Origin of the sequence: Bradyrhizobium sp. AT1 (genome assembly GCF_001590795.1) — a bacterium.
Lineage (GTDB): Bacteria > Pseudomonadota > Alphaproteobacteria > Rhizobiales > Xanthobacteraceae > Bradyrhizobium.
Genome location: NZ_JXDL01000001.1, coordinates 3,426,524 through 3,441,500, shown reverse-complemented (window position 1 = coordinate 3,441,500; position 14,977 = coordinate 3,426,524). Strand labels below are relative to the sequence as shown.

At 65.2% G+C, this 14,977-nt stretch carries 14 protein-coding genes; 9 read left to right on the top strand and 5 right to left on the bottom strand.

Going from position 1 to position 14,977, the window contains the following annotated elements; all coding sequences use genetic code 11:
• Window position 1 precedes the first annotated feature (1 nt).
• Window positions 2–982 carry a PDR/VanB family oxidoreductase gene (locus SE92_RS16175; RefSeq protein ID WP_063196658.1) on the top strand — a complete coding sequence of 327 codons (981 nt, stop codon included), beginning with the start codon at window positions 2–4 and terminating at the stop codon, window positions 980–982.
• Window positions 983–1,114: 132 nt separating this feature from the next.
• On the opposite strand, the gene SE92_RS16170 is transcribed toward SE92_RS16175, so the two are convergent.
• Window positions 1,115–3,076, bottom strand: coding sequence for a putative bifunctional diguanylate cyclase/phosphodiesterase (locus tag SE92_RS16170; protein ID WP_063196657.1), 1,962 nt, complete (start codon window positions 3,074–3,076; stop codon window positions 1,115–1,117).
• Window positions 3,077–3,334: 258 nt separating this feature from the next.
• Complete coding sequence (locus tag SE92_RS16165) at window positions 3,335–3,700, bottom strand: YybH family protein (protein WP_063196656.1); 366 nt, start codon at window positions 3,698–3,700, stop codon at window positions 3,335–3,337.
• A 100-nt stretch (window positions 3,701–3,800) separates the two neighbouring features.
• Here SE92_RS16165 and SE92_RS16160 point away from each other — a divergent pair, with 100 nt between their 5' ends.
• The 3 genes from SE92_RS16160 to hemC are packed head-to-tail and all read left to right on the top strand — an operon-like array spanning window position 3,801 to window position 7,077.
• A complete protein-coding gene (locus tag SE92_RS16160; RefSeq protein WP_063196655.1) occupies window positions 3,801–4,391 on the top strand; it encodes a TetR/AcrR family transcriptional regulator in 591 nt (196 codons plus the stop codon).
• Between the two features lie 53 nt (window positions 4,392–4,444).
• Window positions 4,445–6,070 carry a GMC family oxidoreductase gene (locus SE92_RS16155; protein ID WP_063196654.1) on the top strand — a complete coding sequence of 542 codons (1,626 nt, stop codon included), beginning with the start codon at window positions 4,445–4,447 and terminating at the stop codon, window positions 6,068–6,070.
• Window positions 6,071–6,096: 26 nt separating this feature from the next.
• Window positions 6,097–7,077, top strand: a complete 981-nt coding sequence (gene hemC / locus SE92_RS16150) for a hydroxymethylbilane synthase (RefSeq protein ID WP_063196653.1) — start codon at window positions 6,097–6,099, stop codon at window positions 7,075–7,077.
• Between the two features lie 141 nt (window positions 7,078–7,218).
• Here the strand turns inward: hemC and hemE are convergent, their stop codons facing one another.
• Window positions 7,219–8,253: a uroporphyrinogen decarboxylase gene (gene hemE / locus SE92_RS16145; protein ID WP_063196652.1), complete on the bottom strand. Its 1,035-nt coding sequence runs from the start codon at window positions 8,251–8,253 to the stop codon at window positions 7,219–7,221.
• A gap of 107 nt (window positions 8,254–8,360) precedes the next feature.
• On the opposite strand from hemE, the gene SE92_RS16140 reads away from it, so the two are divergent.
• The gene (locus SE92_RS16140) at window positions 8,361–8,576 is read left to right on the top strand and encodes a hypothetical protein (protein WP_063203565.1); all 216 of its coding nucleotides are present in this window, start codon (window positions 8,361–8,363) and stop codon (window positions 8,574–8,576) included.
• 173 nt (window positions 8,577–8,749) lie between these two features.
• A complete protein-coding gene (locus SE92_RS16135; protein WP_063196651.1) occupies window positions 8,750–10,654 on the top strand; it encodes a sensor domain-containing diguanylate cyclase in 1,905 nt (634 codons plus the stop codon).
• Window positions 10,655–10,660: 6 nt separating this feature from the next.
• Here the strand turns inward: SE92_RS16135 and SE92_RS16130 are convergent, their stop codons facing one another.
• Together SE92_RS16130 and trhO are read right to left on the bottom strand one after the other, a co-directional pair.
• The gene (locus SE92_RS16130; protein ID WP_063196650.1) at window positions 10,661–10,879 is read right to left on the bottom strand and encodes a SlyX family protein; all 219 of its coding nucleotides are present in this window, start codon (window positions 10,877–10,879) and stop codon (window positions 10,661–10,663) included.
• Window positions 10,869–11,636: an oxygen-dependent tRNA uridine(34) hydroxylase TrhO gene (trhO, locus tag SE92_RS16125; protein WP_063196649.1), complete on the bottom strand. Its 768-nt coding sequence runs from the start codon at window positions 11,634–11,636 to the stop codon at window positions 10,869–10,871. Before trhO ends, SE92_RS16130 begins: the two co-directional genes overlap by 11 nt.
• A gap of 210 nt (window positions 11,637–11,846) precedes the next feature.
• Between trhO and ggt the strand changes: the two genes are divergently transcribed.
• From ggt to SE92_RS16110, 3 genes are all read left to right on the top strand, one after another.
• A complete protein-coding gene (ggt, locus tag SE92_RS16120; protein WP_063196648.1) occupies window positions 11,847–13,433 on the top strand; it encodes a gamma-glutamyltransferase in 1,587 nt (528 codons plus the stop codon).
• A gap of 217 nt (window positions 13,434–13,650) precedes the next feature.
• The gene (locus SE92_RS16115) at window positions 13,651–14,214 is read left to right on the top strand and encodes a (2Fe-2S)-binding protein (protein ID WP_245324597.1); all 564 of its coding nucleotides are present in this window, start codon (window positions 13,651–13,653) and stop codon (window positions 14,212–14,214) included.
• Window positions 14,215–14,218: 4 nt separating this feature from the next.
• The coding region (locus SE92_RS16110; protein WP_063196646.1) for an FAD binding domain-containing protein at window positions 14,219–14,977 on the top strand (759 nt) is incomplete at its 3' end.

The following is a 14,977-nucleotide window of genomic DNA, read 5'->3' as shown; positions in this document are numbered from 1 at the left end:
CATGCGCTTCATCGAAACCTGGATTCCCGCGACGCTGGTCTCGACCCGCGATCTCGCCCCCGGCATCCGCGAATTCCTGATCCGGCCCGACCAGTTCGACGTCACCGCCTATCCGGTCGGCAGCCACATCAATGTCAGCGTCACCATCGACGGCCTGCCGGAGACGCGGTCCTACTCGCTGGTCGGCGAAGCCACCTCGCGCGGCTTCAAGATCGCGGTGCGCCGCGCCGAGGATTCGCGCGGCGGCTCGCGCTACATGTGGCAGCTCGCGCCGGGCGCGCGGCTCGACATCACCCAGCCTGCCTCGCTGCTTGCGGTCGATTGGGCGCGCGAACGCTACTGCCTGATCGCGGGCGGCATCGGCATCACGCCGATCCTCGGCGCCGCGCAGGCGCTGGCACGGCGCGGGGCCGACGTCACGCTGCATTATGCGGTGCGCTCGCGCTCCGAAGCCGCCTACCTCGACGATCTCGCCGCGATGCTTGGGGATCGCCTGGTCGTCCATGCCAGCGATGAAGGCAAGCGGCTCGATCTCGACGCGCTGTTCGCCGCACTCCCCAAGGGCGCGCTCGCGCTGTTCTGCGGCCCGATGCGAATGCTCGATGCCGCGCGTCACGCTTGGATCGGGGCCGGCCATCCGCTGCCCGATCTGCGCTACGAGACGTTCGGCTCCAGCGGCACGCTGCCGACCGAGACCTTTCGCGTGCGGCTGAAAGGCTCGGACGTCGAGCTCGAAATACCCCGGGAACGCTCGATGCTGGATGTGCTCAACGCCAGCGGCTTCGAGGTGATATCCGATTGCAAGCGTGGCGAATGCGGTCTCTGCGCCATCGACGTGGTCGGCGTCGACGGCGAGATCGACCATCGCGATGTCTTCTTCAGCGATCATCAGAAAGAGAGCAACCAGAAGATCTGCGCCTGCGTGTCGCGCGCGAGGGGCACCATCACGGTGGACACGCTGCTGCGCGCGGATGCGGTTTGAGGTAGGAAGGATCGTAGCCCGGATGGAGCGAAGCGAAATCCGGGGGCGGTCTTGCTCCGTCGCGCGCTGTCCCGGATTGCGCTTCGCTCCATCCGGGCTACTTCGTCCCAAAGGATGGCCGCGCGGGAAAACCTACGCCGCGAACGTCGCCCGGTACTTCTTCGTCTCCAGCAGCGCCAGCACGCCGTCGGCCGAGACCGGGCGGCTGATCAGATAGCCCTGCACTTCGTCGCAACTGATTTGCCTGAGATATTCGAGCTGGTCGGCGGTCTCGACACCCTCGGCCACGACACCGATGCGCAGGTCGCGCGCAAGGCCAATCACCGATTTCACGATGGCCGCGCAGTCGGGCTGCACCAGCATGTCACGGATGAAGGACTGGTCGACCTTGATCCGGTTGAATGGCAGCTTGCGCAAATAGGTGAGGGAGGAGAAGCCCGTCCCGAAATCGTCCAGCGCCACGGTGACGCCGAGCTGCAACAGCGCGCTCAAGACCGACTCGGCCGAGCCGTATTTCGACAGCAGCATCGATTCCGTGATCTCGATCTCGAGGCGGTGCGGGGCGATCTTCGCTTCGCCAAGCGCCTGCACGACGGTCTGGAGGATGCCGGCGTTGTGAAACTGCGCCGCGGAGAAATTTACGGCGACCCTGATGTCATCAGGCCAGTTTGCAACGGTCGCGCAGGCGCGGCGGATCACCCATTCGCCGATCTCGTGGATCAGCCCGGTCTCCTCCGCGATCGGGATGAATTCGCTCGGCGGCACGAGTCCGCGCTCGGGATGTTGCCAGCGCAGCAGCGCCTCGAATCCGGTGATGCGGCTTTCGTCGAGATCGAGGAACGGCTGGAATACGAGGAAGAGCTCGTTTCGCGCGATCGCGCCCTCGAGGTCCGATTGCAGCGCCTTGCGATCGCGCGAGACCCTGTCGTCGGCCTCCTCGAAGAAGCGGACCGTGCCGGGTCCTGCTCGCTTGGCGCGGTAGAGCGCGGTGTCGGCATTCTTCATGACGTCGAGCGGCGTATTGCCGTCGCGCGGTGCCAGCACGATGCCGACGCTGGTTGCGCCCACCATCTGGCGGCCCTCGATCTGGAACGGCTCCTCGAAGGCTGCGACGAAGCGCTCGGCGGTCTCGAGGGCTTCCTCGGGGCGCGCCAGATTGGCCATCACCAGCGCGAACTCGTCGCCGCCGATGCGTGCGACATGTTCGGCCGCGCGCGTGCAGCGCTGCAGGCGGCTTGCGACCTGGACCAGGAATTCGTCGCCGGCGGGATGGCCGAACTTGTCGTTGACCTCCTTGAAGCGATCGAGATCGAGCAGCAGCACCGCGAACTCCTCGCCGGACAAAGTCAGGCGCTTGAGCGCGGCATCGAGCGTCTCGTTGAAGGCGACGCGGTTGGGCAGATGGGTCAGAGGATCCAGCCGCACTGTCCGCTCCGCCTCGATCTGCCGCATCACGCGACGCGCAAACGAGAACGAATTGACGAACACGCCGCGCAGCAAGACGCTGCCATAGACCACGACGAGGAACGCGATCAGGAGGAACGCCAGATCGCCGTTCCTGCCGAGGCAGATGGCGATGCCGACGAAGATCGGGGCCGTGAAGGCGATGGCCGCGATCGGAATGGTGGCGAAGGCGAGTGCGCCGCCGGCCAACATGCCCGAGCACAGGCAGGTGATGACGAGCTGTCCGCCGGTCGAGGCATCGGGGAAAAAAGCGACCGGGACGATGCCCCAGGCGGAGCCGAGGACGAACGCATTGCGCACCAGCCGGTGCATGGCACGGCGCGAGACGAATTGCGGCTTGATGATGCGGCGCGCGGCGCGGGATTGCAGGCCGAACGCGATCGCGGCGGAGGCCACGGCGGTGGCCCAGATCAGGGCAGGTATCCGGTCCGGCGACTGCCACAACGCGATGGCGAGCACGATGGCGTTGCAGGCATTGGCGAGCATGATGCCGACCGAATAGCCGAGCACGAGCGACATCTGTTCGGCGCGGATATGCCCGGCCGCGGCCTCGTCGGTTGCGGGACCGCCAAAGGCCGACAGATCGCCGGCGAAGAGCCTCGCGACATAGCTGGTCGTTTGAGTCCGCATTCCAGAGCCCGTATGTGCCGTTGGTACGGCTCGATGCGGAGAATTCGCGGCAAACCTTTGACGAACTATGAATTATCCTCGGCTGCGGCACTCGCCGTGACCACTTCTGCGTGTTCGTGAGAGAGTATCGATAACAAATCGATACAAATGCGGGATGGCGAAGAAATGTTGGCAACTCACTCCGCTGTCATGCTCCGCGTCAGCGGGGCATCCAGCAGGCCGCGGCCCGTCAATTCCATCCACCGGCGGCTCGGCGCCTTACCGCCCCAGCTGCTTCGGGTCGTAATAGAACCGCTCCTCGATCAGCTTGTCGCCGCGCCAGATCTGCCACGCGATCTCGTCCAGCGTCCGCGTGACGCCCTCTGCATTCGTGAAGCTGAACTTCCAGCGCGTCGCGACCTGGTCACCCTCGATCAGGCTCGGTCCGAGACGCTCGGCCTTGACCTCCTTGGTGGCCGCCAGCACGCCGCGCTCCTTGGCGACCAACTGGTCGCGTCCGACGGTCGGCGGCGCGGTGTTCTCATAGGTCGCCGCGTCCGGCGCATAGAATTGTTCGATTGCGCCGATGAAGTCCCCGTCCTCCAGCTGCTTCGCAAAGGCTTCGACGATGTCACGGCTCGGCATGGCACACCTCAAGATCAAAACCGACTGTTAGTCGGTAAATACCGACCGGTAGTCGAAAAGTCAACTGGCCGTGCTTGGCGAATTCGATTAGACGAGAGCCATGGCGAAACAGGCGGAGCGGCGCGCGGCAACATCGGAGGCGATCCTGGCCTCGGCACGCCGCCTATTCGGGACGCAGGGCTTTGCCGCCACCACCATGGACGAGATTGCGGAGGCGGCCGCAGTCGCCAAGGGGGCGGTCTATCACCACTTCAAGACCAAGGAGGCGGTGTTCGAAGCCGTCTTCGACCAGGTCTCGCGCGATCTCGTTGTTGAGATCGACGGTGCCGCGCGCGCCGAGAAGGACGTGCTCGCCGCGATGGTCGCCGGCACCCAGCATTACTTTGCCGCGACGGCGAAGGGGCCAACCGGGCAGATCATCCTGCGCGACGGCCCCGCCGTGCTCGGCTGGGAGCGCTGGCGCGAGATCGATGCAAAACACTTCGGCGGCAAGATGCCGCGCGCGCTTTCCACGGCGATGGAGGCCGGGCTGATCGCGCGGCAGCCGGTCGAGCCGCTGGCGCGGCTGCTGCTCGGCGCGGTGACCGAGGCCGCGGTCGCCTGCGCCGGACGCACGGATATCGCAAGGGCGGGGGCGGAATATGCCCGTGCGTTCAAGTCGCTGGTCGAAGCGCTGCGTCTACGCGCATGATTGTGCTAGTGACGAGATGGAAACGCCCACCCCGACAAGAAGAACAGTAGCGCATGAACGCAAACTCGGCCTTCACACCAAGCGATCCCGAATTCGACTACATCATCGTCGGCGCCGGCTCTGCCGGCTGCGTGCTGGCCAACCGGCTGTCGGCGAACGGCAAGCACAGCGTCCTCCTGCTCGAGGCTGGCCCAAAGGATTCCAACATCTGGATCCACGTGCCGCTCGGCTACGGCAAGCTGTTCAAGGAGAAGAGCGTCAACTGGATGTACCAGACCGAGCCGGAGCCTGAGCTGAAAGGGCGGCAGGTGTTCCAGCCGCGCGGCAAAACGCTGGGCGGCTCGAGCTCGATCAACGGACTGCTCTATGTCCGCGGCCAGCACGAGGATTACGATCGCTGGCGCCAGCTCGGCAATACCGGCTGGGGCTATGACGATGTGCTGCCCTATTTCAAGAAGGCGGAAAACCAGTCGCGCGGCGCCGATCAATATCACGGCACGGACGGGCCGCTGCCGGTCTCGAACATGGTCGTGACCGATCCGCTGTCGAAGGCCTTCATCGACGCCGCGGTCGAGGCCGGTCTGCCCTACAACCCCGATTTCAACGGCGCCACACAGGAGGGCGTCGGGCTGTTCCAGACCACGACGCGCAACGGCCGCCGGGCCTCGACGTCGGTGGCCTATCTCGGCCCCGCCAAGGCGCGCGGCAATCTCAAGATCGAGACCGAGGCGCTCGGCCAGCGCGTGCTGTTCGAGGGCCGCCGCGCCGTTGGCGTCGAATATCGGCAAGGCGCGCAAATCCGTCGCGCCCGCGTACGCAAGGAAATCGTGCTATCGAGCGGCGCCTACAATTCGCCGCAGCTGTTGCAGCTCTCCGGCGTCGGCCCTGCCGACCTCCTGCGCAAGCACGGCATCGACGTCGTGCTGGACGCGCCGGGCGTCGGTCACGACCTCCAGGATCACATGCAGGTCCGCATCGTGATGCGCTGCTCGCAGAAGATCACGCTCAACGACACCGTCAACCATCCGCTCCGCCGAACGCTGGCTGGCGCGCGCTATGCGCTGTTCCGCAAGGGCTGGCTGACCATTGCGGCCGGCACCGCGGGCGCATTCTTCAAGACCAGCCCGCGCCTCGCTTCGCCCGATATCCAGGTGCATTTCCTGCCGTTCTCGACCGACAAGATGGGCGAGAAGCTGCACGACTTCTCCGGCTTCACGGCGTCAGTGTGCCAGCTCCGGCCCGAAAGCCGAGGCTCCCTGCGCATCCGTAGTGCGGACCCGACTGTGCCGCCGGAAATCCGTATCAACTACATGTCGACCGAAACCGATCGCACTACCAATGTCGAAGGCATCAAGATCCTGCGCAAGATCCTGAATGCGTCGGCGCTGAAGCCGTTCGTGGTCAGCGAGTACGACCCAGGCGGGAAGGTATCCACGGATGCCGAAATATTGGATTATTGCCGCGAGCGCGGCAGCACCATCTACCATCCCACCTCGACCTGTCGTATGGGCAACGATGCGCTCGCGGTGGTCGATCAGCGGCTGAAGGTGAGGGGGCTCGAGGGCATTCGGGTTGTCGACGGCTCGATCATGCCGGATCTCGTGTCGGGGAATACCAACGCGCCGATCATCATGATCGCCGAAAAGGCATCCGACATGATATTGGAGGATGCGCGGTAACCCGTGATTGTTGAGAGGATCAAAACTTGGCTACGCGACTGAGGATCGGCACACGCAAGAGCGCGATGGCGCTGGCACAGACGGACGAGATCGCACGCCGCCTGATTGCCGCCGTACCCGGTCTCGACGTCGAGATTGTCAAGTTCGACACCACGGGCGATACCGACCAGGTCAGCAAGCTGCTGCCCCATGGCGGCAAGGGCGGCGCCTTCGTGGCGCAGATCCGCGCCGCCGTGCTGTCGGGCGAATTGCAGGCGGCGATGCATTCGCTGAAGGACATGCCGGGTAACGAGGACACGCCGGGGCTCGTCATCGGCGCCACGCTGTCGCGCGATCCGCCCAGTGATGCGCTGGTGCTGCGTGATGGAATTTCGCTCGATGCCTTCCGTCAGTCCGGTGGCAAGGGATTCAAGATCGGCACCAACGCCGTGCGTCGTGCGGCGTATGCCCGGCGGTTATTTCCGGACGCCGAGATCATTCATTTCCGCGGTGCCGCCGACACGCGCGTGCGCAAGCTCGACAATCAGACCAAGCAGCGGCTGCCGGATGGCGGTGAGGTCGGGCCGGCAGATGCGCTGATCATGGCGCGTTCCGGACTCGATCGTGTCGGCCTTTCTCATCGCCTCAGCTACGAATTCACGGCAGCCGAGATGCTGCCGGCGGCGGGGCAGGGCATCGTCGCCGTCGAATGCGCGGCGCAGGACTGGCAAACGCGGCAGATCCTCGCATCGATCGACGACCCCGCCGCGCACGCCTCGGCCGACGCCGAGCGCGAGGTGCTGTGGGTGCTGAACGGCCATTGCAATTCGCCGGTCGCGGGATTCTCGACCATCGCGGGCGATCAGATGTCGCTCACCGCATCCGTGCTCGATCTCTCCGGCAACACCATCATCGAGGCCTCGCGCCAAGGCCCCGCCAATCGCCCGCGCGAGCTTGGACGTGCGGTGGGCCTCGATCTGCTGGCCAAGGGCGCCGCCGAGATCATCGAGCGCAGCCGGCCGCGCTGAGCCTCATTGCGGCTGTTTTGCCCGACGCGCCAAACATCACCGGCGATCGAGTCGCGGCGCGCGAAATTCTTCAATGATTTGTACTGTGCATGGGGTTGTTTTCGCGTTTTTTGTTATCGCCCCTCTGAAGAGACGGGAAAATCAGCCCCGCACGCGCTTGATCATCTGCCCGACATGGGCGATCGGCGTCTCCGGCTGGATGCCGTGGCCGAGATTGAAGATGAAGCGCCCTTGCGCAAAATTGGCCAGCACATTGTCGACCGCGCGGTCGAGCGCGCTGCCGCCGGTGATCAGCACCAGCGGATCGAGATTGCCCTGCACGGCGACCTTGCTCTGGACGCGCTCACGGATGAAAGCCGGCTCCGCGGTCCAGTCGATGCTGACCGCATTGACGCCGGTTGCCTCGACGTAGCCGGGCAGCTGTGCGCCGGCCCCACGGGGGAAGCCGATGATCTTGGCATCGGGCACCTTGGCCCGCACGCCCTCGACGATGCGCCGCGTCGGCTCGACCGACCAGCGCGCGAATTCGGCCGGCGGCAGCACGCCGGCCCAGGTGTCGAAGATCTGCAGGGCATTGGCGCCGGCGTCGAGCTGCGCCAGCAGATATTGAATGGAGCTCTCGACCAGCACGTCGATGATCTCAGCAAACGCTTCCGGATGCCGGTAGGCCATCATCCGTGCCGGCGCCTGGTCCGGCGTGCCCTGGCCTGCGACCATGTAGGTCGCGACCGTCCACGGCGCGCCGCAGAAGCCGATCAGCGCGGTCTTGGGATCGAGCGCGCTGCGCACGAGCTTCAATGCATCGAACACAGGCTGAAGCTTGGTGAGATCGGCGCGCGGCGCCAGCGTCGCGACCTTGGCGGGATCATCCAATGGCTCCAGCCGCGGGCCCTCGCCGACCTCGAATCGCACCGAGCGGCCGAGCGCATAGGGGATCACCAGAATGTCCGAGAAGATGATCGCGGCATCGAAGCCGAACCTGCGGATCGGTTGCAGCGTCACCTCGGCTGCCAGCTCCGGGTTGAAGCAGAGATCGAGGAAGCCGCCGGCCTTGGCGCGCACCTCGCGATATTCCGGCAGATAGCGGCCGGCCTGCCGCATCATCCACATGGGCGGGATGCTCTGGCGCTGGCCGGAGAGCACGTCGATGAAGGGCTTTTTTGCAGATTGGGGCACGAACGTTCCTGAACGGGGTTATGGCCCCTGATACACCGCCTCGGCCCTCAGCGGAACAGGGGAACCAGCGCAGCAGGGCCGCGTTGACCCAGCCGATGGAGGACACCATGGCTGAGACATTCAATCCCGCGCCGCATGACAAGCACGCCGACGATCTGCACGAAGCGCTCGCTGCCGACCGCCAGTCCAAGCTCGACGCTGGGCTGAAGGATAGCTTCCCGGCGTCCGATCCCGTGAGCGCCGCCCAGCCGACGCCCTCGAAGGCCGATGCGGAGGCCGACAATCCCTCGCTCTGGGACAAGGTGAAGGCCATCTTCAGCTAGTGGAGGGGCGACGCCGGATTCCGATCGGCTTGCTAATATCCTGTTAGCGATGCGCAGACCCTTGCGTCCGTAGGACTACGGAAAACTGCGATATTCACGGGTATTGCGGCGGGCACTTCAGAGTTCAATAACAGAAGCGGCAGAGGTTCCGAACCGTCGGAGACCTCTGCCGGATGAGCGCTGCTACTCAACGAACTGGATGGAGCCGTCTGCCGCTGCGCGCGGCGGCGTTCGTTGTGCTGACCTGCGTGACCATCCTCGGCGTCAGCGGTTGGCGCGAATGGACCGCACGCGATTCGGTGCTCAGAGGCGCCGAGACAGAGATGGCGAACGTTGCCCGTTCGCTGACCCAGCATGCCGAGGACAGCCTCGATCTCTTGGATTCCGGCGTCGTCGGCGTCGTCAGCCGGTTGGAGATGGATGGCACCGGCCCCGCCACCCTCACGAAACTCGGCAACGTCCTGGAGGCGCGCAAGAAGGCCGTGCCGCGCATCCACAGCCTCGCCATCATCGACGACCACGGCAATTGGCTGACCTCGCCCGGCACGACCGGCTCGACGCTCAGCGACGATGCGTTTTTCCGCTATCATCAGCTCTCCCCGAAACGGGAGCCCTATGTCGGCCATCCCGTGAAGAGCCTCCTCGAAGGCGAATGGGTGGTCACCCTGTCGCGCCGCTTCAACAAGCCGGACGGCAGCTTCGGCGGCGTGGTGCTCGCGACCATCAGCTCTCGATATCTCGCGCACTTCTATGAGCAGTTCGAGATCGGTCGCAACAGCTCCGCGACGCTGGTGCATGGCGACGGATTGATCATCGCGCGCAATCCCGGCAACGACGAGCTCGTCGGCCGCAGCGTCGCCGACACTGCGCTCTTCCGAGACGCCAGTCTGCAACGGCCGAGCGGCGTCTATCATTTCAAGTCACCATTGGACGGCGCGGAGCGACTGAGCTTCTTCAAACGCTCTGGCCGCTATCCTCTGGTCCTGGTGGCCACGCTCGACAAAGAGGAGCTGCTCGCGCCCTGGCGCGCTGCGGCAATCTCCCGCATGCTCTACGTCGCCGCGTTGGTGATGCTGATTGCGGTCATCGGCGCCGTGCTGGTGCGGCAGCTGCAGCGCGGCCAGCGCATGGCCGCGGCGCTGGTCGAGAAGGAGGCGCATTTCCGCCTGCTCGCGGAAGGCTCCAGCGACATGGTGACAAGCATCGGGCTCGACGAGCGGTTGCGCTATGTCTCGCCCTCGTCCGTGCGGGTCGTCGGCTGGCGCGCCAATCAATTGATCGGCACGCCTGCGCTGGCGGGCATCAATCCGGAGGATCTGCCGGAGGTTCAGGCGATCGTCGACGCCATGAAGCGTGGCGATCGGGAGGAGGCGCGCCTCACTTATCGCAATTCGCACCGGCAGAACGGCGAAGTCTGGCTGGAATCGACCATGCGGGTGACGCGCAAGGACAATGGCCGCGTCGACGGCGTGGTGGCGATCTCGCGCGACATCACCGAGCACAAGAAGCTGGAAACCAGGCTCGAGACGCTTGCGATCGAGGACAGCCTTACCGGCCTTGCCAATCGCCGCCGCTTCGACGAGCGGCTGAAGGAGGAATGGGCGCGCGCCTATCGCGACCGCTCCAGCCTCGCTCTGCTGATGATCGATGTCGATCACTTCAAGGCCTATAACGACGAATACGGCCATCCCGCAGGCGATGCCTGCCTGCGCCTGGTCGCAAAGATCATCGCGGCCGAGACGCAGCGCGCCGGCGATCTGGCCGCGCGCTATGGCGGCGAGGAATTCGCCATGCTGCTGCCGAACACCGATGCCGCCGGCTGCGCCCTGGTCGGCGAACGGATCCGCAAGGCCATTTTCGAGGCCGGCCTCGTTCATAGCGGCAATCCGGCATCTGGATACGTCACAGTCTCGGTCGGCGGCGCGACCGTCCGGCCGGCGCTGGAGCGTACGGCCGGCGTCACCTCGCTGCTCGAAGCTGCGGACCGGGCGCTCTACGACGCCAAGGACGCAGGCCGCGACCGCATGATGATGTCCGGCGAGGTCATGAACCTGCTGCCCAAGGCGTCCGGCCAGTAAGACGGCTCAATAATGCGGCGGAGGCTCGTTCGCTGGCCCGGGCGCATTCGCCTCGGCCTCCTGCAGGCGCTCGCCGAGCTCGGTGATCTTCCGCGTCAGCAGATCGATCTGCTTCCACTGCGCCGTGATGGTCTGGTTCAGCGTCTCGATGGTGTCGTCCTGATAGGCGAGGCGCGTCTCCAGCGTGTCGATGCGCTCGCTCAGACTCTTGATATCATTCGTCACGCATCGCGTCCTTATTCCGTTCGCGCAAACCGTGGCCGAGCGCGACGCGCTCGTCGAACACGAAGCATTCGCCGCGCCAGCGGCTCTGCGCCTCCGGCACCTCTTCCAGATATTTGAGGATGCCTCCCTTGAGGTGGTAGACCTCGGCAAAGCCGCGCGCGAGCAGATGCGCACTCGCCTTCTCGCAGCGAATGCCGCCGGTGCAGAACATCGCGATCCTCCTGTGCTTGGCCGGATCGAGCCGCTCGGCGGTAAAATCCTTGAACTGGCCGAAGCTCCTGATGCCGGGATCGACCGCGCCTTCGAACGTACCCATCGCCACCTCGAAGGCGTTGCGGGTGTCGAGCAGCAGTGTGTCGGGCGCCGAGATCAGCGCATTCCATTCGCGGGCATCGACATAGGTGCCGACCTGGCGGGTCGGATCGGCAGCCGCATCGCCAAGCGTGACGATCTCCTTCTTCAGCCGCACCTTGAGCTTCCCGAACGGCATCGCTTCGGCGGCCGAGAATTTCAACTCGAGATGGTCGAGCCGGCCGCCGAACATGTCGCCATGCGCCAGCTCATGAGCGAGGGCGTCGACCGCGTCCGGCGCGCCGGCGAGCGTGCCGTTGATGCCCTCCTGCGCCAGCAACACGCTGCCTTTCAGCTTGAGGCCGGCGCAAAACGCACGCAGCGGCTCGCGCAGCTCGCGGTAATCCGGGAGGGCGGCAAACTGGTAGAAGGCGGCGACCTTGGTGGCCGAATTCGGATCAGACATGGCGGCTCGTTTAGCAGGCGCGTGCGGCTCAGAAAACCCGCATCGCCGCCGGCTGCGAAAGGTCTATACGCCCAGCGGATGGCAGCCATTTCCCTGGTATGCCAGCATTGCCGAGAGCCGCCGGAATGTGTCATGTAGACCCGGTTTTTCCTAAGACGGCGCGGCGCGCGCATCCACGGCCAAGAGAGCCTAGCGAGAGCAAGAAATTCGATGAGAAACTTCCATTTCCCCGGCAGGTCCACGGTCCACGCCACCAACGCGATGGTCGCGACCTCGCACCCGCAGGCCTCGCTTGCGGCGATCGAGGTGCTGCGCGAGGGCGGCACGGCGGTGGACGCGGCGGTCGCCGGCTCGGCCCTGCTGGGCGTGATCGAGCCGCAATCGACCGGCATCGGCGGCGACTGCTTCGCGCTGATCCAGCCGCGGGGTGAGGGCAAGATCATCGCCTATAACGGCTCCGGCCGCGCGCCGAAGGCGGCGAACGCCGACTGGTATCTCGAACGCAAGATCAAATCGGTCCCGCTGACCTCGGCGCATGCGGTCTCGATTCCCGGCGTGATCGATGCCTTCGCGACCGTCTTGCGCGACCACGGCAAGTTCGGTTTCGACCGGCTGCTCCAGCCCGCGATCAAGGCGGCCGAGGAGGGTTACGTCGTCGCGCCCCGCATCGCATTCGACTGGAAGAACCAGTTCGAGAAGCTCAAGGCCGGCACCAACACCGTGCGCTACCTGCTGCCGGGCGGCAAGCCGCCGGTGGCCGGTGACGTCATCCGCCAGGCCGAGCTCGGCAAGACGCTGCGCGCGATCGCCAAGGATGGCCGCGATGCCTTCTACAAGGGCGAGATCGCGGAAGATATGGTCGAGACTCTCAAGGGAATCGGCGGCCTGCACACGCTCGACGATTTCGCCGCGCACACGACCGAGACGACATCGCCGATCGGCACCATGTACAAGGGCTACGACGTCTGGCAGTGCCCGCCGAACGGCCCGGGCGTCACCGCGCTCTTGATGCTCAACATCCTGTCGCGCTTCGACCTGACCAAATATGCACCCGTGAGCGTTGAGCGCTTCCACCTCGAGGCGGAAGCCGCGCGCATCGCCTACATGAATCGCGAGATGCACGTCGCCTCTCCCGAGCACATGAAGATCAATGTCGCCGAGATGCTCGCGAAGGGGTTTGCCGACGAGTACATCAGCAAGATCCGCATGGACGGCATGCTCGACCTGCCTGATGTCGCGCCGCCGATGAATCCCTCGACCATCTACATCACGGTGGTGGACAAGGACCGCAACGTCTGCTCGTTCATCAATTCGGTCGCGCACTCCTTCGGCTCGGCGATCGTCTCGAACAAGACCGGCGTGCTGTTCCAGAACCGCGCGGGCGGCTTCCGTATCCAGCCCGGCCATCCCAACTGCATCGAAGGCGGCAAGCGCCCGCTGCACACGATCATGCCGGGCCTCCTCACCAAGGATGGCCGCTCCACGATGCCGTTCGCGGTGATGGGCGGCCAGTACCAGCCGACCGGCCAGACCCATCTGCTGACCAACATCCTCGACTATGGCTGCGACGTGCAGGAAGCGATCGACATGCCGCGCGGCCTGCACTACGAGGGCCAGTATCAGCTCGAGGACAGCGTGCCGGCGGCGATCGTCGAAGGGCTGAAGAAGCTCGGCCACAAGACCACCAACGTGGTCGGCCCGCTCGGCGGCGCCCAGGCGATCTGGATCGATTGGGACAAGGGCACGCTGACCGGCGGTTCCGATCCGCGCAAGGACGGCTGCGCGCTCGGTTATTAATCCCCAGCGCGAGTTCCTCGCGCAAGATCAGGAAAAGTTGACGAAGGGCGATGCGGCATTTGCTGCATCGCCCTTTCCCGTTCGGAACGGAGCTCATTGCTTCAGGTTAAGGGGCGATGAGCGGTGCAGGCGTGCGCTGCTTTGAAAATAAGCGGCGGAGGCGTCGATGTCCGATACACCAGGTTCCAAACAATCAGCATTCGATCGGCGCGCCTTCATGGCTGGCGCCGCCGGCAGTGCGCTCGTCCCGCTCACGGCGCGGGCGGCCGCAGAGGGCACGAGTGCGCCGGCCGCTCGGGATCCCTCGCTTCCTGTCGACGTCACCCTTCGGGTCAACGGCAAGGACAAGCGCCTGAGCCTCGATGCGCGCACCACGCTGCTCGACGCGCTCCGCGAACATCTCAAGCTCACCGGCAGCAAGAAGGGCTGCGACCACGGCCAGTGCGGCGCCTGCACCGTGCTGATCGACGATCGGCGCGTGGTGTCGTGTCTCACGCTCGCACTCGTCGCGGAAGGGCAGGAGATCACCACCATCGAGGGCCTCGCCACCGACGACCGCCTGCACCCGATGCAGCAGGCCTTTGTCGACAACGATGCATTCCAGTGCGGCTATTGCACGCCCGGCCAGATCATGTCGGCGATCGCCTGCGTGAAGGAGGGCCATGCCGGCAGCGAGGCCGACATCCGCGAATATATGAGCGGCAACATCTGCCGTTGCGCCGCCTATCCCAACATCGTTGCGGCGGTGAAGCAGGCCGCGCCCGAGATCGTGAAAGGCTAGACGCATGCGACCTTTCTCATATCAAAGGGCAACAGACCCGGCCGTGGCCGTGCAGGCGCTCAGCGCCGCCGCAGCCGCGAACGATGTGCTGACCAAGGCTGCAGCGCAGCCGCTTGCGGGCGGCACCACCTTGATCGACTTGATGAAGCTCGACGTGATGCGGCCCGCCGCGATCGTCGATATCAATCCGCTTGCGCACGCCTGGTCGGCAATCGAGCCGGGCACCGACGGCTTGCGGCTCGGCGCGCTCGCGAAGATGTCGAACGTTGCCGCGCATGACGGGATCCAGCGCCATTATCCGGTGATTGCCAATTCGCTCAAGCTGGCCGCCAGCGCCCAGCTGCGCAACATGGCGACGCTCGGCGGCAATGTGATGCAGCGGACCCGTTGCAGCTATTTCCGCGATGTCTCCTATGAGAACTGCAACAAGCGCAATCCCGGCTCCGGGTGTGCCGCCATGGACGGCGTCAACCGCATGCATGCCGTGCTCGGCGTCTCCGACCAATGCATTGCAACCTATCCCGGCGATTTCGCCCAGGCGCTAGTCGCGCTGGACGCCATGGTCGAGATCACCGGCAGATCCGGCACGCGCAACCTGCCTTTTGCAGAGTTGCACAAGGCCCCCGGCAATACGCCCGACATCGAGACGACGCTGAAGCCAGGGGAGCTGATCTCGGCCTTCTCCATCTCCGGCCGCTGGCCGCGTTCGGTGTATCTGAAGGCGCGCGACCGGCAGTCCTATGAGTTCGCGCTGTCGTCGGCT